General features: G+C 68.3%; 20 protein-coding genes. 15 read left to right on the forward strand and 5 right to left on the reverse strand.

Annotation, left to right across the window (positions count from 1 at the left end; all coding sequences use genetic code 11):
• The first annotated feature begins 143 nt into the window (after positions 1 to 143).
• Complete coding sequence (locus ACLJOK_RS06000; protein ID WP_410816672.1) at positions 144 to 1,019, forward strand: endonuclease/exonuclease/phosphatase family protein; 876 nt, start codon at positions 144 to 146, stop codon at positions 1,017 to 1,019.
• Positions 1,020 to 1,037: 18 nt separating this feature from the next.
• Here ACLJOK_RS06000 and ACLJOK_RS06005 read toward each other — a convergent pair whose 3' ends face one another.
• Positions 1,038 to 1,637: a GNAT family N-acetyltransferase gene (locus tag ACLJOK_RS06005; protein WP_410816674.1), complete on the reverse strand. Its 600-nt coding sequence runs from the start codon at positions 1,635 to 1,637 to the stop codon at positions 1,038 to 1,040.
• Between the two features lie 61 nt (positions 1,638 to 1,698).
• Here ACLJOK_RS06005 and ACLJOK_RS06010 point away from each other — a divergent pair, with 61 nt between their 5' ends.
• Positions 1,699 to 2,496, forward strand: a complete 798-nt coding sequence (locus tag ACLJOK_RS06010) for an ATP-grasp domain-containing protein (RefSeq protein ID WP_410816677.1) — start codon at positions 1,699 to 1,701, stop codon at positions 2,494 to 2,496.
• Here the strand turns inward: ACLJOK_RS06010 and coaD are convergent.
• Positions 2,473 to 2,940, reverse strand: coding sequence for a pantetheine-phosphate adenylyltransferase (gene coaD, locus ACLJOK_RS06015; RefSeq protein ID WP_410816679.1), 468 nt, complete (start codon positions 2,938 to 2,940; stop codon positions 2,473 to 2,475). The two genes, ACLJOK_RS06010 and coaD, sit on opposite strands and share 24 nt — an antisense overlap.
• On the reverse strand, positions 2,937 to 3,164 hold the full coding sequence (locus ACLJOK_RS06020; RefSeq protein WP_410816680.1) for a hypothetical protein: 228 nt from the start codon (positions 3,162 to 3,164) through the stop codon (positions 2,937 to 2,939). The genes coaD and ACLJOK_RS06020 overlap by 4 nt, the downstream gene beginning before the upstream one ends.
• A 161-nt stretch (positions 3,165 to 3,325) precedes the next feature.
• On the opposite strand from ACLJOK_RS06020, the gene ACLJOK_RS06025 reads away from it, so the two are divergent.
• The 6 genes from ACLJOK_RS06025 to ACLJOK_RS06050 all read left to right on the forward strand — a co-directional run bounded on the left by ACLJOK_RS06025 (position 3,326) and on the right by ACLJOK_RS06050 (position 9,779).
• Entirely contained in the window at positions 3,326 to 3,910 is a 585-nt protein-coding gene (locus tag ACLJOK_RS06025) for an NADAR family protein (RefSeq protein ID WP_410816681.1), read from the forward strand.
• A complete protein-coding gene (locus tag ACLJOK_RS06030; protein WP_410816683.1) occupies positions 3,907 to 4,434 on the forward strand; it encodes an HAD domain-containing protein in 528 nt (175 codons plus the stop codon). Before ACLJOK_RS06025 ends, ACLJOK_RS06030 begins: the two co-directional genes overlap by 4 nt.
• Positions 4,435 to 4,715: 281 nt before the next feature.
• The gene (locus ACLJOK_RS06035; RefSeq protein WP_410816685.1) at positions 4,716 to 6,146 is read left to right on the forward strand and encodes a family 43 glycosylhydrolase; all 1,431 of its coding nucleotides are present in this window, start codon (positions 4,716 to 4,718) and stop codon (positions 6,144 to 6,146) included.
• Positions 6,147 to 6,182: 36 nt separating this feature from the next.
• Positions 6,183 to 7,622, forward strand: a complete 1,440-nt coding sequence (locus ACLJOK_RS06040) for a glycoside hydrolase family 43 protein (protein WP_410816686.1) — start codon at positions 6,183 to 6,185, stop codon at positions 7,620 to 7,622.
• A 29-nt stretch (positions 7,623 to 7,651) separates the two neighbouring features.
• Positions 7,652 to 9,127, forward strand: a complete 1,476-nt coding sequence (locus ACLJOK_RS06045; protein ID WP_410816688.1) for an RICIN domain-containing protein — start codon at positions 7,652 to 7,654, stop codon at positions 9,125 to 9,127.
• A gap of 115 nt (positions 9,128 to 9,242) precedes the next feature.
• Positions 9,243 to 9,779, forward strand: a complete 537-nt coding sequence (locus ACLJOK_RS06050; protein WP_410816689.1) for a hypothetical protein — start codon at positions 9,243 to 9,245, stop codon at positions 9,777 to 9,779.
• Positions 9,780 to 9,894: 115 nt separating this feature from the next.
• Here the strand turns inward: ACLJOK_RS06050 and ACLJOK_RS06055 are convergent, their stop codons facing one another.
• The gene (locus ACLJOK_RS06055) at positions 9,895 to 10,347 is read right to left on the reverse strand and encodes a peptidoglycan-binding domain-containing protein (RefSeq protein ID WP_410816690.1); all 453 of its coding nucleotides are present in this window, start codon (positions 10,345 to 10,347) and stop codon (positions 9,895 to 9,897) included.
• A gap of 865 nt (positions 10,348 to 11,212) precedes the next feature.
• Here ACLJOK_RS06055 and ACLJOK_RS06060 point away from each other — a divergent pair.
• The gene (locus ACLJOK_RS06060) at positions 11,213 to 11,926 is read left to right on the forward strand and encodes a ThuA domain-containing protein (protein WP_410816692.1); all 714 of its coding nucleotides are present in this window, start codon (positions 11,213 to 11,215) and stop codon (positions 11,924 to 11,926) included.
• Entirely contained in the window at positions 11,896 to 13,005 is a 1,110-nt protein-coding gene (locus ACLJOK_RS06065) for a Gfo/Idh/MocA family protein (RefSeq protein WP_410816694.1), read from the forward strand. The genes ACLJOK_RS06060 and ACLJOK_RS06065 overlap by 31 nt, the downstream gene beginning before the upstream one ends.
• Positions 13,006 to 13,376: 371 nt before the next feature.
• Here the strand turns inward: ACLJOK_RS06065 and ACLJOK_RS06070 are convergent, their stop codons facing one another.
• Positions 13,377 to 14,318, reverse strand: a complete 942-nt coding sequence (locus tag ACLJOK_RS06070) for a phosphotransferase (protein WP_410816695.1) — start codon at positions 14,316 to 14,318, stop codon at positions 13,377 to 13,379.
• A gap of 88 nt (positions 14,319 to 14,406) precedes the next feature.
• Here ACLJOK_RS06070 and ACLJOK_RS06075 point away from each other — a divergent pair, with 88 nt between their 5' ends.
• The 5 genes from ACLJOK_RS06075 (at position 14,407) to ACLJOK_RS06095 (ending at position 18,470) form a co-directional block, all read left to right on the forward strand.
• Positions 14,407 to 14,763: a DNA polymerase ligase N-terminal domain-containing protein gene (locus ACLJOK_RS06075; protein ID WP_410816696.1), complete on the forward strand. Its 357-nt coding sequence runs from the start codon at positions 14,407 to 14,409 to the stop codon at positions 14,761 to 14,763.
• Positions 14,764 to 14,990: 227 nt separating this feature from the next.
• A complete protein-coding gene (locus ACLJOK_RS06080) occupies positions 14,991 to 15,323 on the forward strand; it encodes a hypothetical protein (RefSeq protein WP_410816698.1) in 333 nt (110 codons plus the stop codon).
• Positions 15,324 to 15,407: 84 nt separating this feature from the next.
• Entirely contained in the window at positions 15,408 to 16,142 is a 735-nt protein-coding gene (locus ACLJOK_RS06085; RefSeq protein ID WP_410816699.1) for a VOC family protein, read from the forward strand.
• A gap of 556 nt (positions 16,143 to 16,698) precedes the next feature.
• Positions 16,699 to 17,031, forward strand: a complete 333-nt coding sequence (locus ACLJOK_RS06090; RefSeq protein ID WP_410816700.1) for a TraR/DksA family transcriptional regulator — start codon at positions 16,699 to 16,701, stop codon at positions 17,029 to 17,031.
• Positions 17,032 to 17,204: 173 nt separating this feature from the next.
• Positions 17,205 to 18,470, forward strand: coding sequence for a prolyl oligopeptidase family serine peptidase (locus ACLJOK_RS06095; protein WP_410816701.1), 1,266 nt, complete (start codon positions 17,205 to 17,207; stop codon positions 18,468 to 18,470).
• Positions 18,471 to 18,500: the final 30 nt, after the last annotated feature.

The following is an 18,500-nucleotide window of genomic DNA, read 5'->3' on the forward strand; positions in this document are numbered from 1 at the left end:
CTGCCACTGGGGGAGCTGTTCACCCCCGCACCGGTCGACCCAGGTCTGTCGATGCCTTGTCACCGGATGTTCGGCGTCGCGTCGACTCGAATCGATAGTGTGCGTTGGCCGCCACCACCGGCGGTTCGTGCGGAGGGACATCAATGCGCAGGACAACGGACTGGTCGGCCCGCGCCCTGGGCGCTCTCGCGGGCGCGGTCGCGCTGGTGGCGGCCCTGCTCCCGGCGGCCCCGGCCACTGCCGCGAGCGTGGGCTTCAGGGCGGCCACGCTGAACATCTACTACGGGCTGAGCCAGGCCGACTTCGCGCACGACCTGAACCTGATCGCGTCGAAGGCCGACCTCGTCGGTCTCAACGAGGTCGGTGCCCGCAAAGCGTTCCTGACGAGCTGGGCCGCCGACAACGGCTGGTGGTTGTACGCGCCGGGCGGGACCAACCAGGCCGGCGAGGCGTTGATCGCCAAGAAGAGCATGTTCGACGTACTCGACAAGGGTTCGATCTTCGTCTGTGACACCAACGGTCCGGGCGAGGTGCCGCCGGCGCGGTACAACAACTGGGTCAAGTACCGGCACAAGGCCAGTGGCCGCAACGTGACCCACATCAACGCCCACGCGGTGGCCAGCATCGAGACCTCCGGGCGGCCGGAGGACCTGCCGCGCACCAGGTGCGCCGAGGCGCAGTTCCAGGGTCTCAAGGAGCTGGCGGTCGACAAGCAGGACGAGGGCCAGGTCATCGTGAGCGGAGACCTCAACGTCGACTTCAGCGCCGACCGGAACTACGGGTACGCGAAGTTCCCGTGGCAGGTCTTCGAGGCCAACGAGCTGCCGAACCTGCGCTCCAACTACAACCTCTACGGCGAGAAGGGCACCGGAACACACGGCAACCGGCACATCGACTACGTCTACTTCTGGAAGCGGCTGCCCGAACACCAGCTGATGTGGATGACCGATTACGACATCGTCGGTGCCACCAGGTCCGACCACAGCGGTGTCGTCGCCACGTTCTCCATGCAGAGCTGACGCGCCCGCCCTCGTCGGCTACGACTTCAGGCGCTCGGGATGTCCCCGGTGCGCCGCCCACTCGGGCGCGAGGATCGACATCACCGTGGCGTCCACCCAGTCGTCGCCGTCGTACAGGACCTGGCGCAGCACACCCTCGGCGACGAAACCGACTTTTTCGTACACCCGGCGGGCCCGGGGGTTGAAGGCGAACACCTCCAGCGAGATGCGGTGCAGGCCGAGGCTCTCGAAACCGTGGCCGACGACCAGGCGTACCGCCTCGGTGCCCAGGCCACGGTCGCGGCCGGCGGCGACGAGCAGCGTGCGGAAGTTGCAGTTCCGGTTGACGGGGTCCCAGTCGTTGAGGACCACCTCGCCGACACAGGCCCCGGTGACGCGGTCCACGACCGCCAGGTCGAGTCGGTCGGTCTGCGCGTTGCGGCTGCCGTACCAGGAACGCATCCGCTCCTCGTCGGGAGCATCGTCGGCCGGGCTGCCGGTCAGCCGGGCCACCTCGGGGTCGGCCACCGCCGCCCGGAAGGTGTCCAGGTCGTCGTCGACGAAGGGCCGCAGGATCACCCGCTCACCGGTCAGGGTGGGCTTGATCGAGAAGTCGGGGGTCGCCTGGCGACTGGACATCGACCGATCTTCGGCGCGATCCCGGCAACAGGCAACCAGTTTCCGGGGGCAGGATTCGAGGGTGATCCTGATCGTTCCTGCGAACCCGCTGCGTCCACGCCGTCCGGACGAGCACTTCACGGCTGAGGCTGAGGCGGCCCGTGCTGCCGGGTTCCAGGTTGCGGTGGTCGACCACGACGCCTTGGCGCGGGGCGGTGACGTACATCGGGCGGAGGCCTCGGTCTCGGGCAGCGGTGCTGCGGTCTATCGCGGTGTCGTGTGGAGAACCAGTGGTGAGCAGTATCGGCGGGCGCATGAGCTGCCCGGCTGGTACGCGGCGCTGGCGGCGGCCACTTCGGTGTCGGTGTGGACCCAGGGCTCGGATCAGGCAGATCTTGACCATGCGCGCGTCGAGCTTGGGGCGGGGCCGGCGGTACTGCGTGACTACACCAAGTCGATGAAGCACTACTGGAACGACGCGGCCTTCATTCCCGAGCTCGGCGACGCGGTGGCCGTCTGGAGAGTGGCGATCCGGTCCCTGGAGTTGCGCGAGGACGACTTCGTGGGCGGGTTCGTGCTCCGGCGCTTCGAGCGGTTCACCTCCGCCGAGGTACGCACCTGGTGGGTCAACGGCGACTGCGTCCTGATCGGCCCACATCCGGACACCCCGAACGACTGCCCTTCGGCCGAGATCGACCTGGAGCCGGTCGCACCGATGGTCGCCGGCCTCGGGTTGCCCTTCGTCACCGTGGACCTCGCCCTACGCGCCGACGGCGTGTGGCGGGTCATCGAGCTCGGCGACGGGCAGGTCAGCGATCTACCAACCACCGTCGAGCCCGAAGGGATGATCGCCGCCCTACTCGGCCCGCCGCGCCCCTAGCGCGCGCACCGCGGTCGACGACACCGCGGCCAGGTCGGGCTGCGCCGGTAGAAACACCGTGGGCACACCCAACGACTGGTTCATCGAAGCGAGCTGGTACTCAGCCCGAAGGTCGGTGGTGTTACGTACGCCGCGCACGATCACTCCTACTTCCCGGAGACGACAGAAGGTTGCGGTCAACCCGCTCCAGGCCGCAACGGTGACTGAGGTCCACGCGACTGGCAGGACGGCCCGGACAGCGGCCGCTCGCTCCTCTTCGTCGCTGCCCGGATGCTTGATGCTGTTGACCGCGACGAGCACCACCACTTCGTCGAAGAGAGCGCGTGCCCGGTTCACCACATTCACATGCCCAAGAGTGAAGGGATCGAAGCTGCCGGGGTAGACGGCTCGCACCCGTACGCGGCCGGGGGTCCGTGCTGTCGGATGCGACGATTCGGGTGTCACGACCGCAGGACCCGCTGCGCATCGCGGACGACCTGCTCCGAAGCGATCGCGGCCCATGAGGCGAACAGGTCCCGGAAGTAGGCCCCGTGCCGGTCCGCCACCGCAGGATCGTGCTCGATGACGTCCAGTTCGTTGACGATACTCAGGTCCACCAGCGACCGAAGTTGAGGCTCATCGGGCGTCCGCACCTGACGTGTGAAACGGTCAAACACCTCGGTGCTCATGGTCCGACTGTAGGCATCGACGGTCGACTCCGAGGGCCGCCGGACGTGGGCAAAATGTCACAGCGCGCCGTGGGCATACCTGGCGTCGCGGCGGCCGCGAGCACGTCGTCGCGGTCGAAAATGCGGGGTACGCGCTGCGCTGGTGCCGCACACTCGCCATCATGCTGGCATCGGTTCGTAGCGTCGGGGATCTGGCCGCTGCGCAGGCGCAGGGTCATCGGGTCAAGTTCCTGTTCTTTTGGGGGCACCAGCCCGAGCGGGACGGCAGTGTCGGCGCAGGCTGCTTGAGCCAGTGGTGGCCGGCGCGGTTCACCGCCAACAAACTGCCGTTCGCTACAGCGGAGCATTACATGATGTGGCGCAAGGCCACCCTGTTCGGCGACCGCACGATGGCGGAACAGATCCTCGCCGCGCCGCATCCCCACGCCGCGAAGGTGCTGGGCGGACGCGTCGCGGCGTTCGATCAGCAGACGTGGAGCGAACACCGCTTCGCGATCGTGGTCGCCGGCAACCTCGCGAAATTCGATCAGCATCCTGCGCTCCGGGCATTTTTGCTGGCTACCGGGCAGCGAGTCCTGGTGGAGGCCAGCCCGCTCGACCGGATCTGGGGTATCGGACTGGACCGCGACGATCCGGCTGCCGGCGACCCCGGCCGTTGGCGAGGGCTCAACCTGCTCGGCTTCGCGCTCATGCAGGTGCGCCAGGCGCTCGAGGATCAAGGCCGGCAGGGGGCGGTTCCGGCGTGACTCCCGGCTCCGCCAGACGTCCCGTGATCTTTCTTGACGTGGACGGAGCGCTGATCCCGTTCAAGGCCCGACCCGCTGGCCTAAGGCGTCCGTCGGGCGGTACCGACGGGCGGCAGATGACAAGTACCGGCAATCCCCTCCTTGATCGCCTCAACCCAGATGACGGTCGTCGACTGCTCGCCCTGGGATGCCGGTTGGTCTGGGCGACGACGTGGATGGCGGAAGCGAACGAGGTCGTCTCGCCCCGCCTCGGGTTTGCGGAACTGCCCGTCGTCGACTGGCCCGACGACGACGAGGAGACGATGCGTGGCCTGCACTGGAAGACCGCGTTTCTGACCCAGTGGGCAGCCGGACGACCGTTCGTGTGGCTTGACGACGAGATAACTGACGTCGACCGCCGATGGGTAAGGGCTCATCACCCGGCGCGGGCGCTGCTGCATCGCGTTGACCCGTACACGGGGCTGACCGAAGCGGATTTCGTCACCATCCGTCGATGGCTCCAGGAGGGTGACGGCATTGCCTGACCGAGGCTGTGGATGACGGTTGGCGTGATCGGGGTCGCGGGGGAGCGGCCATGGTCGATCCCTTGACACTGGTCGATGCGATCGCTAACACTTGTCCGCAACGCGAACTTAACGAGCCGAACACATTGTGCCTGTAGCCGCGTGACGCGCCAGAGGTGTCTCGTGCTGGCACGTCGCCCACTGTCGAACCGCCAAATCCTGAGCCAGGACCCGACCCATTTCTGTTAACGCTAACATAGATGATCTTGTCGAGAGGGGTCGGGACCGTGGTTCCACGGCGTATGACAGCGGCATCGCTGTCGGGAGCATTGACCGTCCGTCTACGGGCCCTCCTCGTGCTCTCCACAGTGGCCGCCGCGTCCTTCGTGGTGATGGCCGACGGGCCGGCGCATGCCGCCACGCTGCCGACCGGCGCCGTCTCGCTGGAGGCGGTCAACCAAGCCGGACGGTACGTCCGGCACATCGACTATCTCGGTCAACTCGACCCGGTGACCACCAGCAGCGCCAACCAGACCAAGCTCGATGCCACCTTCACCGTGGTAAACGGTCTGGCATCGCCGACCTGCTACTCGTTCCAGACCAAGACAGGCATGTTCCTGCGGCACCGCGACTACCGACTCCGGGTCGACCCGAACACCGGCGACCCCGCGTTCCGGGCCGACGCCACCTTCTGTGCCGTGGAGGGCTCGGTCAGCGGATCGGTGGCGCTCGTCTCGTACAACTACCCGAGCCGGCGGATCCGGCACCGCGACTTCGCGCTCTGGCTCGATGCCTACCAGGACACGGCCGCGTTCCGTGCCGACAGCGCCTTCCGCCTCGTCGCGCCTTGGGCGCCCAGGACCACTAAGGGACCGGTGATCCCGGGTCTCTTCGCCGACCCGCACATCACAGTGTTCAACGGCCGCTACCACCTCTACCCGACCACCGACGGGTACGCGAGCTGGGCCGGCACCTACTACAAGGCGTTCTCCTCCACCGACCTGGTCAACTGGACCGACCACGGCGTGATCCTCGACCACGGTCCGGACGTGTCCTGGGCGGACAACTCGGCCTGGGCGCCGGCGGTTGCCAGCGCCAACGGCCGCTACTACCTGTACTTCAGCGGTGGCGCGGCCAGCGGCAACACGGCCAAACAGCTGGGCGTGGCGGTGGCCGACAGCCCCACCGGGCCCTTCCGTGACGCGCTCGGACGACCGCTCATCCGCAGCGACCAGTTCTCCGGCGGGCAGACGATCGACCCCATGGTGTTCACCGACGACGACGGGCAGTCCTATCTGTACTGGGGGCAGGGCGTCGCGCGGGCGGTGCGGTTGAACGCCGACATGGTCTCCTTCGACGCGGCGCAGGCGCGGGTCATCACCCCGTCGGGCTACAACGAGGCGCCGTTCGTGTTCAAGCGCAACGGTCTGTACTACTTCATGTGGTCGGAGAACGACACGCGCAGCGAGGACTACCGGGTCGCCTACGCCACCGGCTCCTCACCCCTCGGGCCGTGGACCAGGCGCGGCGTGGTGCTGCAGAAGCGCCTCGACGTCGGCATCAAGGGCACCGGTCACCACTCCGTGGTTCGGGCACCCGGCAGCGACACCTGGTACATCGCCTACCACCGCTTCGCCGTTCCGGCCGGCAACGGCACCAACCGCGAGACCGCCATCGACCGGATGGAGTTCAGCACCGACGGCACCATCCGGCCCGTCGTACCGACGCTGTAGCTGACTGGTAAGCCCCTGCGCGAAGGAGAGAGACACATGTCGAGAGTCCTCGCCCGGCTCTGCGCGGTTGCGGTGGCCGCGAGCCTGCTGTTCACCACATGGTCGGCGGCTACACCGAAGGAGGCGGCCGCGCTCGACCCGACCGTCGGCTACCTGATGGCGCACTTCACCGGCGAGTCGTCCACCGACCAGCAGATCTACCTCGCCCACAGCACCGACGGCCTACGCTGGACCGACCTCAACAACGGTGGGCTCGTGCTGCGGTCCACCGTCGGCACCCGCGGCGTCCGCGACCCCGCCCTGGTCCGCTCGCCGGCCGGCGACAGGTACTGGATCATCGCCACCGACCTGTGTATCGGCTGCGGTCAGGACTGGTCGGCCGCGATCAACAACGGCAGCCGCAACCTCGTCGTGTGGGAGTCCACCGACCTGGTCAACTGGTCGGCGCCGTGGCTGCTGAACGTCGCCGGCGCGATCCCGGACGGACGCAACGCCTGGGCTCCGGAGGCGATCTGGAACCCGGCCACCGGCGACTACGTCCTCTACTGGGCGACGAACGTCCCGCTCAACGGCGCGACCAAGCACCGCATCTACTACGCGCGCACGGCGAACTTCCGCAGCGTCACCACCCCGCAGGTCTTCGTCAACCGGCCGGGGAACCAGGAGATCATCGACACCCAGATCGTCGAGGTGCCGGCCGGAGTCGGCGCCTACCGCTACGTCCGGGCCTCCCGGGACGGCCAGATCGCCATCGAGGGCAGCAACTCCATCCTCGGCACCTGGACCAGCCTCGGGAACCTCTCCGGCATCGGGTTGACCGGCGCTCAGGTCGAGGGCCCGATGTGGATGAAGTACAACAACCGCAACGAGTGGGTCCTCTACCTTGACCAGTACTCCAGCGGACGCGGGTACCTGCCGGTCTTGACCACCGACCCGTCGAGCCCGGGCAGCTACCGGCTCCCGGCGTCCGGCTCGTACGCCATGGGTGGCACCAAGAAACGGCACGGTTCGATTCTCAACCTGACCGCTGCCGAACAGAACCGGGTGCTCGCCCGCTGGCCCGCCACCACGGTCAACCGGATCCAGTCGTACAACTTCCAGGACCGGTACGTGCGGCACTACGACTACGACGTCCGCATCGACCCGAATGTCAGCCCCGCGCAGGAGGGTCAGTGGCGGGTGGTGCCCGGGCTGGTCGGCTCCGGCACGGTCTCCATCCAGTCGGTCAACTACCCGGGCCACTACCTGCGTCACTACGGATACGACTTCCGGCTGGAGGCCAACGACGGCACCGCCACCTTCGCGGCCGACGCCACCTTCCGGCAGGTCGCCGGGCTCGCCAACTCCTCGTGGACGTCGTTCCAGTCCTACAGCCACCCGGACCGCTACCTCCGGCACTACGCCTACCTTCTCCGGCTCGACCCGGTGTCCGACGCGCAGAGTCGTGCCGACGCCACCTTCCGTGTGACCAGCTGAACCTGGTCCTTCTTCAAGGAGTTCTGACTGTGGCACTACATCGACGGGTGCTCTGCGCCCTGGTGGCTGCGCTGACGGCGATGGTTGGCATCGTCGTCGTCGCGTCGTCGCCTGCTACTGCAGCCACCAACCAGTTCCGAGGCATGAACTGGGCCGTGTTGGGTGACAACTTCAAGACCGGCCCCCTCGTCGTGCAGGGCCTGAGCTCGTCCGACAGCAACGCGACTGTCCGGGCCAAGGCCAATGCCCTCTACGACGACATGGCGTCCACCATGGGGGTCAACACCGTCCGGCTGCCCATCAACACCCACACGGTGGGGACGGCCTGGTGGGAGGCGTACCGAGGCGCCATCGACGCGGCCACCGCCCGCGGCTTCAAGGTCATCCTCGCCTACTGGGAGGACGGCGCGGCCTCCGGCGGCAGGATCACGAACCTCGCCGCGTGGAACGCGATGTGGTCGACGGTGACCAACACGTACGGCACGAACACCAACGTCTACTTCGAGCCGATGAACGAGCCGCACGGCTACAGCTCGGCCGAGTGGCGCAACGTCGCGGCGAGCTGGCTCACCTACCACTACTCGGCGGTGCCCGGCCGGGTGCTGATCGGCGGCACCGGCTTCAGCCAGGACCTGCGCGACATCTGCAACGACAGCCGCTTCAACGCGACGCTGCTGTCCTTCCACCACTACGCCTTTTTCTACGGCGCGATGACCTACGACGCCTTCCGCAGCCACATCCAGACCCGCCTCGGCAACTGCGCCTCCCGCGCGGTCGCCACCGAGTTCGGCGCGCCCATGAACGACGGCCGCAACTACGCCGACGCGGGCAGCACCGACAACTTCGTGCGCTACATCCGCGCCGTGGCCCAGGTCATGCGCGACAACCAGATGGGCGGCACCTACTGGCCCGCCCTCGGCGGCAAGACCGGCACCATCGGCTACGACTGGTACTCGATGTTCGCCCTCACCGGCAGCGGCACCGACCTCAACCTGACCGTCCGCAACACCTCCGGCGCGGACCGGATCCGGTACGCGTGGGGCGACACCGTCGGCGATGGCCCGACCACGCCCCCGCCGTCGACGGGAACGTTCTACCGGATCGATGTGCGGCACAGCGGTAAGGCCATGGACGTCCAGCAGCCGAACACCGCCAACGGTGCGCGCATCGGCCAGTACACGTACGGCGGCGGTGCGTGGCAGCAGTGGCAGTTCCAGGACGCCGGCAGCGGCTACTGGCGCATCGTCAGCCGAAACAGTGGCAAGTGCCTCGACGTGGTGAGCGCGTCGACCGCCGACGGCGCCGAACTCGTCCAGTACACCTGCGGCAGCGGCACCAACCAGCAGTTCCAGATGGTCACCAACGGTAACTACTTCCAGCTCCGGGCACGACACAGCAACAAGTGCGTGGACGTACCGGCCGCGTCGACCGCGGACGGGGCGGTCCTCAAGCAGTACTCGTGCAACAGCGGCACCAACCAGCAGTGGTCGCGCACCACCGTCTGACTGTCGTGCCGACGTAACGACCGATCACTGTTGCCTTCCCGAGCCGGACAACGACGGGTTGCCTGTCAGCAATCCGTCGTTGTCCGGGCGGCGGGCCGCTCCGTACCAGGTCCTCATGAACCAGTACGTCGTCGACGACGCCGGGCAGACCTCTGGCTTCGGCGCCTACTCCCTGACGTACATAGGGCCGGACCTCTCCGGGGTCGACGCTCCCGACGGTGTCACGCCCGGCCGGTGGTGGACGCACTACGTCAACTCCAGTCCGGTCGTCCGGGCGTACGCCGCCGCCCGGGGCGTGCCGGCTACCCCGGAAAGGACCACCATCGAGGTACGGGGGCATCGGCTGATCGCGACCACCGAGGCGGACGGCGTACCCGTGATCAGGACGACAGCCCGCGTCGGGCGCACCGGCGACGCCGTCAACCGGGGCCAGTTGCGCTATCTCACCCGGCTCGACGGCAGGCTGCTCAGTGGCAACTACCCGTTCGTGGCGGAGCCGGTCGACCCGTTCGAGGTCGAGTCGCTGGAGTTCCTCGAACCCGACCACCCGGTGTACGCGCTGCGTCCGGCCGACCCGCTGGAGATCGTCTGGGGCTTCTACTCACCACGCGCGTCGTTCGCCTGTCCGGGAGGCGAGTCGGCAATCGGCTGAGCCCGTCACCTGACCTCTGAAGGTCTCCAAGACGATCGCCGGCGCGGGGATCGGCGAGCCGGCGGTGACAACGTCTGCGCTGTCACCGCCGGGCGGGGCCTCTATCCAGCGGCAGTTACGGCAGCGGACGGCCGAGGCGGGCGCAGGTGGGGGTTCCGTAGGTTCCGCCCGTGAAGGCGGGGAACTTCAGGGACGCGCGTGACTGCGGCCCGAACTGGCCGTCCGCGCTGATGCCCGCCTTGCTCTGGGCGAACTTCAGCGCGTTGAAGGTCAATTGGCCGAACGCCGCGTCATCGCTGAGCAGCGGCTTCCCGGCGGGTGCGAGATAGCAGTCGTTCAGGGCCCACTGGAGGGCCAGCGTGCCCGGCCCGGCGTCGCCCCAGACCAGCGAGCACGGCAGGACGCCGTACTTGCCGACCGGCGCGGCGACCCGATAACCCGCCTGGTTGCTGACGGTGTCGTAGGACTCGCATTCCGGCTGACTGCGAGCGTGGGCGGGGCTGGCGGCGACGAGCGTGCCCGCGAGCACGGTCATGAGCAACGCGAGCAGTGCTGCCAAACGTTTCATCGAGCTCTCCTTCATTGCAGTGTCGTCCGGTGCCCGGGGCCCCCGTCGGGCTGCTCCCCGGGCAGTCGGACTCTTCGGCGGACACCCACCGCACGGCTCGTGTCCTGGAGTCAGGCTGGTTCGGGGCGAGGTTGTCCGACAGAGCGGCGGTACCGGACAAACAACGACGGACAATCCTGTGGACGTCTGCGCAGCCGTAGCTCGGTCACGATCCGTGTCGAGGTGGTAGCCGACAGGCAGCATTTAACGACTGTTTCGCTCCAGCGGGGGAGCAGTCAGCTGGGCCTGGCGTTGCGCTACCGTCAAGGCGCGCACCCTCGGCGTCGATCACTCCGCGTCGGCCGGCCGTCGACGGCGCGCAGGACCCCACCAAATCCAAGGAGAACCCGATGCCGGAGCCTGAGCCCGCCCAAGACGACCCCGCGGTGGCTGCCGACACCTCAGCGACGGCCGAGACCGAGGCCGAGGCCGAGGCGTCGGCCGTTCCCACGAATCGGGCTGCCCGACGCGCGAAGGGCAAGGTCGCCTCGCCTCAGCCGCATGGCAAGGGTCAGCACCTCGGTGGCCGGGGCTCGGTCCAGAGCCCTCGCCAGTATGGCAACCGCCGTAGCGGTTGATCAGCAGATCCCGCTGCGGCGCTCGTGATCTCGACCCGGCCGGCCCGGAGCCTCGGCGCCGGTCCAGCACCGGTGTCGCTCACTGTGCGGCGTGAGCCGACCGTGCACAGTGGAATCCGGAAGCCGGAGTACGTCGGCTTTGTCGTCGACCACAGGTACGGTTTCGGTGCTCGACACGTACGGGCATCGGCGGCACATCGTCGGGGCGGCAGCGGCCAGCCCGGTGGCGACGGCCGTGGAAGGGAGCGATGGTGGCGCAGCGGAGAGCACTGGTGGTTCGGGGCGGTTGGGAGGGACACCAGCCGGTCAAGGCGACGGAGTTGTTCCTCCCCTTCCTCGAACGTAGCGGCTACGCCGTACGGGTCGAGGAGTCGACAGAGATCTACGCCGACGCCGCCGAGATGGCCGAGACCGACCTCGTCGTGCAGTGCATGACGATGTCGCAGATCACCGCGGACCAGGTGGCCGGCCTCAGCGCGGCGGTCATCGCCGGCACGGGCTTCACCGGCTGGCACGGTGGCATCGTTGACTCGTTCCGCGCGTCATCCGAATACCTGCATCTGGTGGGCGGCCAGTTCGCGACCCATCCGGGCCGGGAGCCGTGTGAGCGTCGCGGTGGCCCGGAGGACAACTTCCTACCGCACACGGTGCGCATCACCGACCTCGGCCGGGAGCACCCGATCACCGCGGGCATCGAGGACTTCGACCTGGTCACTGAGCAGTACTGGGTGCTGCACGATGACCTGATCGACGTGCTGGCCGTGACCACCCACCCGACGCAGGCGTGGCATCCGTGGCACCGGCCGGTCACCTCGCCGGCGATCTGGACGCGCCTGTGGGGTGCCGGGCGCGTCGTCGTGACGACCCCGGGACACAGCCTCGACGTGCTGGAGCACGCGGATGTCCGTACCGTCATCGAGAGGGGAATGGTGTGGGCGACCCGCACCGCGTCGGCGTCATAGGTCTCGGGGTCATCTCCCGCGCGTACCTGGACACACTCGCGGACCACAGTGAGGTCAGCATCGTCGCGGTGGCCGACCTCGACGCCTCCCGGTCGGCCGAGGTCGCGGCCACGATCCCCGGAGCCGAGGCGTTGAGCGTCGAGCGCCTGCTCGCCCTCCCGGACGTGCAGACGGTGCTCAACCTCACCATCCCCGCGGCGCACGCCGACATCTCGCTGGCCACGATCGACGCCGGCAAGAACGTGTACGTCGAGAAGCCGCTCGCCGTGACGTTCCCGGACGGCCGCTCGATCATCGATCGGGCCGCGTCGGCCGGCGTCCGCGTCGGCTGCGCGCCGGACACCGTCCTGGGAACGGGTACGCAGACGGCGCGGGCGGCGATCGACGGCGGGCTCATCGGACGGCCGATGTCAGCGTCCGCCGTCATGGTCACTGCGGGGCACGAGCGCTGGCATCCCAACCCCGACTTCTACTACGCCCCGGGCGGCGGCCCGATGCTGGACATGGGGCCGTACTACATCTCGGCGCTCATCCACCTGCTCGGGCCGGTCCGGGCGGTGACCGGAGCCGCCAGCCGCCTGCGCGCCGAGCGTGTCATCGGCTCGGGCCCCCGCGCCGGTGAGCGGATCCCGGTGGGGGTGGACACCCACCTCACCGGCGTACTCGAGCACGCCAATGGTGCGCTCTCCACCATCACGACGAGCTTCGACGGCGTCCGGACGACGGCCGCACCGATCGAGGTGCACGGGGAGGCCGGCACGCTCGCCGTACCCGATCCGAACTACTTCGACGGTGAGGTCCGCCTCTTCGCGCTCGGCGGCACCGAATGGCGCGCTCTCGAACCGCTTGCCGGTTACGCCAAGGCTTCCCGGGGCATCGGCCTGATCGACCTGGTCCGGGCCGACGATCAGCGTCCGCCGCGCGCCGACGGTGACGTCGCACTGCACGTACTCGAAACGATGACCAGCCTGCTCCGGTCGGCGGCGGAAGGCCAGCGGATCGAGCTGACGACGGTGGTGAAGCGGCCGGCGCCGGTCCCGCTCACCCCGATCGAGGACTGGAAGGCGTACGGTCGCTGAAGAGGGCCAGACGGTGCTCGCGGGTCTGCGGCCCGCACTCGCCGACTCCGAAGCTGTGGTCGCCGTGAGGCAGCAGGCAGTTGAGCTGATCAATGCGGTCGCTGTCGTGCCCCGCAGTGAGCCGGTGACAACGTCGACCCGGTCTCGCCATGGCCCTGCAACCCACCGGGCGTGGGCGGGGGAGGGCATCGCCTCGACCTCGGGGCCGCGCGTGAACTGCTCCAGCGCGCTCTGGGTGAGCGCCACCCAGAGCGGTTCGTCGGCGGGACGGTCACGCAGCGCGGCGGCGGTGCGCAGGCTGCGGTCGAGGTAACGGGAGTCGATCGCCTCGGCCTTGCTGCTGGTGGAGACGCCGGAGGCCATCCGACGCGTCACACGCCGTCCGGTACGCCATGCCCAACCCATCGCTGGACCTGCTCGGCGGCTTGGTCGGCAACGGCATGCCCCACCGGGCGAGTCAGCAGGTCACTCAACGCGAACATGTCCAGGACCCGCCCCACATAGGTCCACTTCGGCACCAGGGGCAAATCTGCGGGCTGTTGCTCGGCGAAGCCCGCCTGGAAGCCATCCAGGAACCCGGCGGGATAGTCAGCGCCGAACCGGGCCATGTTCGCCGCATCGCCGTACGGGCAACCGGAATAGCTGAACTCCCAGTCGAGCAGCGCATCCACTCGCCAACCGCCGCCCACCCGAGAGGCCAGAATGTTCTTCGGGTTGATGTCGGCGTGCACCAGCCGAGTCTGGCCATCGATGCCTTCCAGCGCCGTCGCGTGAGCCGCGCACAACTTCACCCAGGCGCGACGCGTCTCGCCGTCGAGCCGGCTGTCGGGAACCGCAGCCATACAGCCCTCCGCGACCTCCACCAACTGCTGCGACCAGGGGCGCTCCTCCTTGACGGTGAGATCCCCGTCCACGAAGAAGCCTCGTCGATCGAACGTCACAGCAGCGACTCGCGCCACGACCCGTCCGACCTCGGCCCCCAACTCACCCGCCTCCAACCGCCCAAGATCGCCGCTGGCGAGTACTCCACTCAGCGTGACGCCGTCCACATACTCGATGACCATCGCGGGGCGCACCCGCCCGTCTCCGATGGGCATGACCAACAAGACGTTCGGGACCGGCACATACCGGCGGGCGGCGTCCATGACCCCCGCCTCAATCGTCGGGTCAGTTCCTCCAAACCGGGCCACGACCCGATGGTCAGCAAGCGTGAGAAGGCAGGTCTCGTGAGAGAAACCGCCCGCCAACACAGATGTCTCCACGACTCTGCTACCCAGGGCTGCCGCGATCCCCTCAACTTCCTCGATCCGCATCGGCCCAGTCAATCAAGACACCACGACATCCGAGTCTCGGCGCTCACGTTGACGGGCGGAGGGGCCGGTCGGCGCCCACAATGGGGGAGTGGCACCCGCCTTCGTCCTGCATCACCACCGCAAACCACGACCGCACTTCGACCTGCGGCTCGAGGAGGACGGTGTGCTGCGTTCGTGGGCGGTGCCTCGCGGTCTGCCGGACAGCCCCAGCGACAACCGACTCGCGATCGCCGTGCCCGACCACGACCTCGATCACCTCACCTACGAGGACGTCGACAAGTCGATAGCCGACATCGGCACCTGGGAGGAGCATGACCGCACCGACCGCCGGATGCTGTTCACGTTGCACGGCCGCGCGGGTCGCCGGCGATACGCACTCATCCGCACCGGCGAGGGGTGGCTGCTGCACCTGACAAAGGAGCAGCCCCCGGACCAGCGCACATAGTTGGTCACAGGCTCTGGTGGTGCTCGTACTGAGACGGCCTGGACACGGTGTGGTTGCGCGCCAGATGATGGACGGTGACCGCGTTTCGGGAAGTGCGCATGCCCCGTCGGCCCCCTGCCGCCGTTCGAGCCACCCTCCAACGTCACCACCGGCGACAGCCGCAGGCTCCCTGGCCCGCGCACCGAGTCAAGATCAGGCTTGATGTGCCTGGCCTGTCCGCCTCGACAATGCGACAGCTACGCGTGCTCGATCGCCTCTACAACTGGCCGGACAACTGGACCGCCTCTGCCATAGTGACCTGGTGCCGACCGCCGGCCAAGTATCGCGGCTACGGCTACGCCCGCACCCAAGTTACCTGGCACCGTGACCACGACTGGCGAGCCAACTCGGATGATCCCCGCGCCGTCATCCACATCGCCTTCGGCCGGGTCTCCCAGAAGGCCCGCCGGGAACTGCGTCGACTTGTCACTCCAGTCGACGAGAGTCGCCAGAGAATATGGCTGAACAACCCGTTCGCCGACCCCGACCTCCCCTGGTGGCTACGAACGTTGGACTACTGAACCCAGACTTGCCACCTCCGCTTGTGCGCCCGTCCCACACGGTCGGGTGCCACCGCCGACTCGATAGGCCTTAGCATCGCCGGCATGGCGACACGGCTTGTTCAGATCAACATGAAGGCTCGGGACGACTCCGCGCTCGGCGGCTTCTGGGCGCAGGCGCTCGGTTGGGGAGTCTCCAGCGAGGGACCCGGCGTGACCAACCTCGAACCCGAGGGCTTCGTCTACCCCGATCCGGTGGCTGTCTGCGTCGACCTGATCGTCTCTCCGGAGCCCAAGACGGTGAAGAACCGCGTGCACGTGGACCTCGCCACCACCTCGAAGGCCCACCAGGCGCAGGTGGTCGCGCGCCTGACGGATCTCGGCGCGACAGCTGCCGAGGTGGGCCAGGGTGACGTGCCATGGACGGTTCTGGCCGACCCGGAGGGCAACGAGTTCTGCGTGTTGGACCCCCGACCGCTCTACCAGGACACCGGGCCCATCGCCGCCGTGGTGGTCGACTGCGCGGATCCGCGAGCCATGGCCCGGTTCTGGAGTGAGGCCACGGACTGGACCCTGCACGAGGTGACCGACCAGGGGGCGAGACTGCGGTCAGCCAAGGGCGTCGGTCCCTATCTGGAGTTCGTCCGTACGCCTGACGTGAAGAGCGGGTGGAACCGCGTTCATCTCGACGTCCGTCCGTACCCCGGTGACGACCTCGAGGCCGAGGCGGCCAGGCTGCGGAGCCTCGGCGCGACCCCTATCGACCTGGGTAAAGACGTCCCGTGGAGGGTGCTCGCCGACCCGGAGGGCAACGAGTTCTGCCTCCTCACCCCGAGCTGACCCCAACCCCCGTCGACAGCTCACCGTAGCCCGCGGCAGGGTCCCGACAACGGATCGAACGATGAGCGCCGCGGCTCAGGCCGAGGTACGGGGGGCGGGTAAAGACCGCGCCGTGCACCGCAGTCTAGGGCTCGAAAGAATGACCTCGCTGCGATATCGAAGGGCACCCACCGGGTTCGGGCAATGGCCCTGTTGCGGCGAAAAGCGGCAGTTCGTGGCCGTAGTGAGGCCCCATCGGAGACGTTGGCTTTAGGGCAAACACCCCTCTATGGTGGGGGCATGCCGCCGGTGACCGACCGCTCGCCCGCCGCCACCGAGGTGGCGGCGGGCGGTGCTGTGCGCGTGCCGACGGCGACCCGCCCCAAGGCCGACATGCGGGTGCCGGTTGTCCGCGCGCCGCGCACCGCGCCCACGCACACAATGCCGAGCCCGATGCGAGCCGGCCGAGGCCCACCTGCGGAATCGTTGCATACCCAGAACGACCGCCAGGGCGAAGCTATCCAAGCTTCGGCCCTTTTTGTTTTCCCAACCATTCTCACCCCTGGAAAGGCGAACCATGAGCGTCGATAATCGTCGTACTCTCGACCAGAGCTGGCTGGCTGACCTGCGAGCGTCCCTGGCGGACGACTTCGCCACCCAGACGGCTCGGCTGCGGGAACTGACCGAGCTCAACGCGGACACCGGCGACCCCGGCGAGGCCCACACCCAGGCGGCGCTGCTGCTGGCCACCCGCCAGAACATCGAGCAGATCACCGGTGCCCTGAACCGGATCAGCGATGGCACCTACGGTGCCTGCCAGAGGTGCGGCCAGAGCATCCCGGCCGAGCGACTCGAAATTCTTCCGCACGCTCGTTTCTGCGTGCCGTGCCAGGAGAAGCAGAACAGGTGACGCCCGGTGTGGCTGCCGTGCCGGCGGCACGGCAGCCACACCGTCCCGTGCGAGAGGGGCCAGCAGACCCCTCGGCCATGCTGCCGTTCCCGGCGCCGGTTGCCAGCGGATCTCCGCGGCGTTACGTTGAGATGCCATCGATGAGCTTCTACGTCGCAAGGTACGGGGGCCGCATGTCCACGTCTGTCACTCGTCGCACCGTCCTGGCCGGTGGGGCCGGTGCCGCTATCGGCCTGGCCCTGCCCGGCCTCGCCGCCCACGCCGGTGGAGATAATCCCACCAGCGTGAGCTTCACCCTCGACGCGAGAACGCTCGACGGCGGTGAGCAGGTCACCTCGGTCACCCTCGACACCCGCCGGCTCGGTTCGATCGACCCGGCCGGGCTGACCCCCGGCACGTTCACCGTGCACGCAAAGGCCACCAGCCCGATCCCGATCGCTCCCGGCGATCAGATCTTCAGCGAGTACGACCTGGACCGCACGGTGACCGCGGCCCGACTCGACCGGCACGGGAACATCGTGCTGGAGTTGAGCCACGCCGAGGGTCAACCCGGCGGTGGCACGCTCGGCTACATCCTGAGCAGGGGTCGCAACGTGCGGCTGGACCTCGTCTACACCATCACCCAGAACACCCCGCTCGTCCGGCGGCACGGTTCGCCGGTCACCATCAGCCGCTTCGTGCAGGCAGGGCTGTCGAACCCCGAAGTGGACGCCTTCAGCTACCACGTCTCGGGCTCGGGTATGAAGTACCGGCTGTACTCGCCCGACCACTCGCCCCGGCACGGCCGGCGACCGTTGATCGTCTGGCTGCACGGCGGCGGCGAGGGCGCCTCGCTGCCGGACGACTACTACGACAACGAGACCACGCTGCGGGCCAACCGGGGAGCGCTCGGCTTCGCCACCCCGCAGGCTCAGCGGATCTTCTCCGGCGCGTACGTCGTCGCTCCGCAGAGCACCTCCTACTGGATGGAGGACGGCCCCCGGTTCGCCCCGCTGATCCGCGAGATCATTCAGGACCTCGTACGCCGCAAGCGTGTCGACCCGGACCGGATCTACGTGGTCGGTTGCAGCAACGGCGGCTACATGTCCCTTGAGATGACCTCGACCTATCCCGACCTGTTCGCTGCGTCGGTGCCGATCTGCGGCGTCGTCGAGCCGCTCAGCGGGGAGGGCCCGCCACTGATCACCGACGCGGAGTTGGCGAAGATCCGGACGCCGACCTGGCTGGTCACCTCTCGCGACGACGACACGGTGCCACCCGAGACCAACACGATCCACGCTCACGATCTCATCCCGGGATCACTGATCAGCCTGTACGACCACGTCGTCTGGAACGGCTACCAGTTCCCCGGCCACTGGTCCTGGATCTATGTGGCCCGCAACGACCCGAGCCTCAACGGCACCCACATCTGGCAGTGGATGGCCCGCCGTCGTCGGTGATCCGCCGCCCGGGGCCACGTGCGCGTGCCG

Origin of the sequence: Micromonospora sp. 050-3 (genome assembly GCF_046549335.1) — a bacterium.
Lineage (GTDB): Bacteria > Actinomycetota > Actinomycetes > Mycobacteriales > Micromonosporaceae > Micromonospora > Micromonospora trifolii.

Coding starts and splice junctions, on each gene's coding strand:
- ACLJOK_RS06005 (WP_410816674.1), bottom strand. CDS start 1,637: ATGTCCAGTCGCCAGGCGACCCCCGACTTCTCGATCAAGCCCACCCTG.
- ACLJOK_RS06090 (WP_410816700.1), top strand. CDS start 16,699: ATGAGCGTCGATAATCGTCGTACTCTCGACCAGAGCTGGCTGGCTGAC.
- ACLJOK_RS06070 (WP_410816695.1), bottom strand. CDS start 14,318: ATGCGGATCGAGGAAGTTGAGGGGATCGCGGCAGCCCTGGGTAGCAGA.
- ACLJOK_RS06035 (WP_410816685.1), top strand. CDS start 4,716: ATGACAGCGGCATCGCTGTCGGGAGCATTGACCGTCCGTCTACGGGCC.
- ACLJOK_RS06055 (WP_410816690.1), bottom strand. CDS start 10,347: ATGAAACGTTTGGCAGCACTGCTCGCGTTGCTCATGACCGTGCTCGCG.
- ACLJOK_RS06025 (WP_410816681.1), top strand. CDS start 3,326: ATGCTGGCATCGGTTCGTAGCGTCGGGGATCTGGCCGCTGCGCAGGCG.
- ACLJOK_RS06020 (WP_410816680.1), bottom strand. CDS start 3,164: ATGAGCACCGAGGTGTTTGACCGTTTCACACGTCAGGTGCGGACGCCC.
- ACLJOK_RS06050 (WP_410816689.1), top strand. CDS start 9,243: ATGAACCAGTACGTCGTCGACGACGCCGGGCAGACCTCTGGCTTCGGC.
- ACLJOK_RS06000 (WP_410816672.1), top strand. CDS start 144: ATGCGCAGGACAACGGACTGGTCGGCCCGCGCCCTGGGCGCTCTCGCG.
- ACLJOK_RS06085 (WP_410816699.1), top strand. CDS start 15,408: ATGGCGACACGGCTTGTTCAGATCAACATGAAGGCTCGGGACGACTCC.
- ACLJOK_RS06095 (WP_410816701.1), top strand. CDS start 17,205: ATGTCCACGTCTGTCACTCGTCGCACCGTCCTGGCCGGTGGGGCCGGT.
- ACLJOK_RS06080 (WP_410816698.1), top strand. CDS start 14,991: ATGCGACAGCTACGCGTGCTCGATCGCCTCTACAACTGGCCGGACAAC.
- ACLJOK_RS06040 (WP_410816686.1), top strand. CDS start 6,183: ATGTCGAGAGTCCTCGCCCGGCTCTGCGCGGTTGCGGTGGCCGCGAGC.
- ACLJOK_RS06060 (WP_410816692.1), top strand. CDS start 11,213: ATGGTGGCGCAGCGGAGAGCACTGGTGGTTCGGGGCGGTTGGGAGGGA.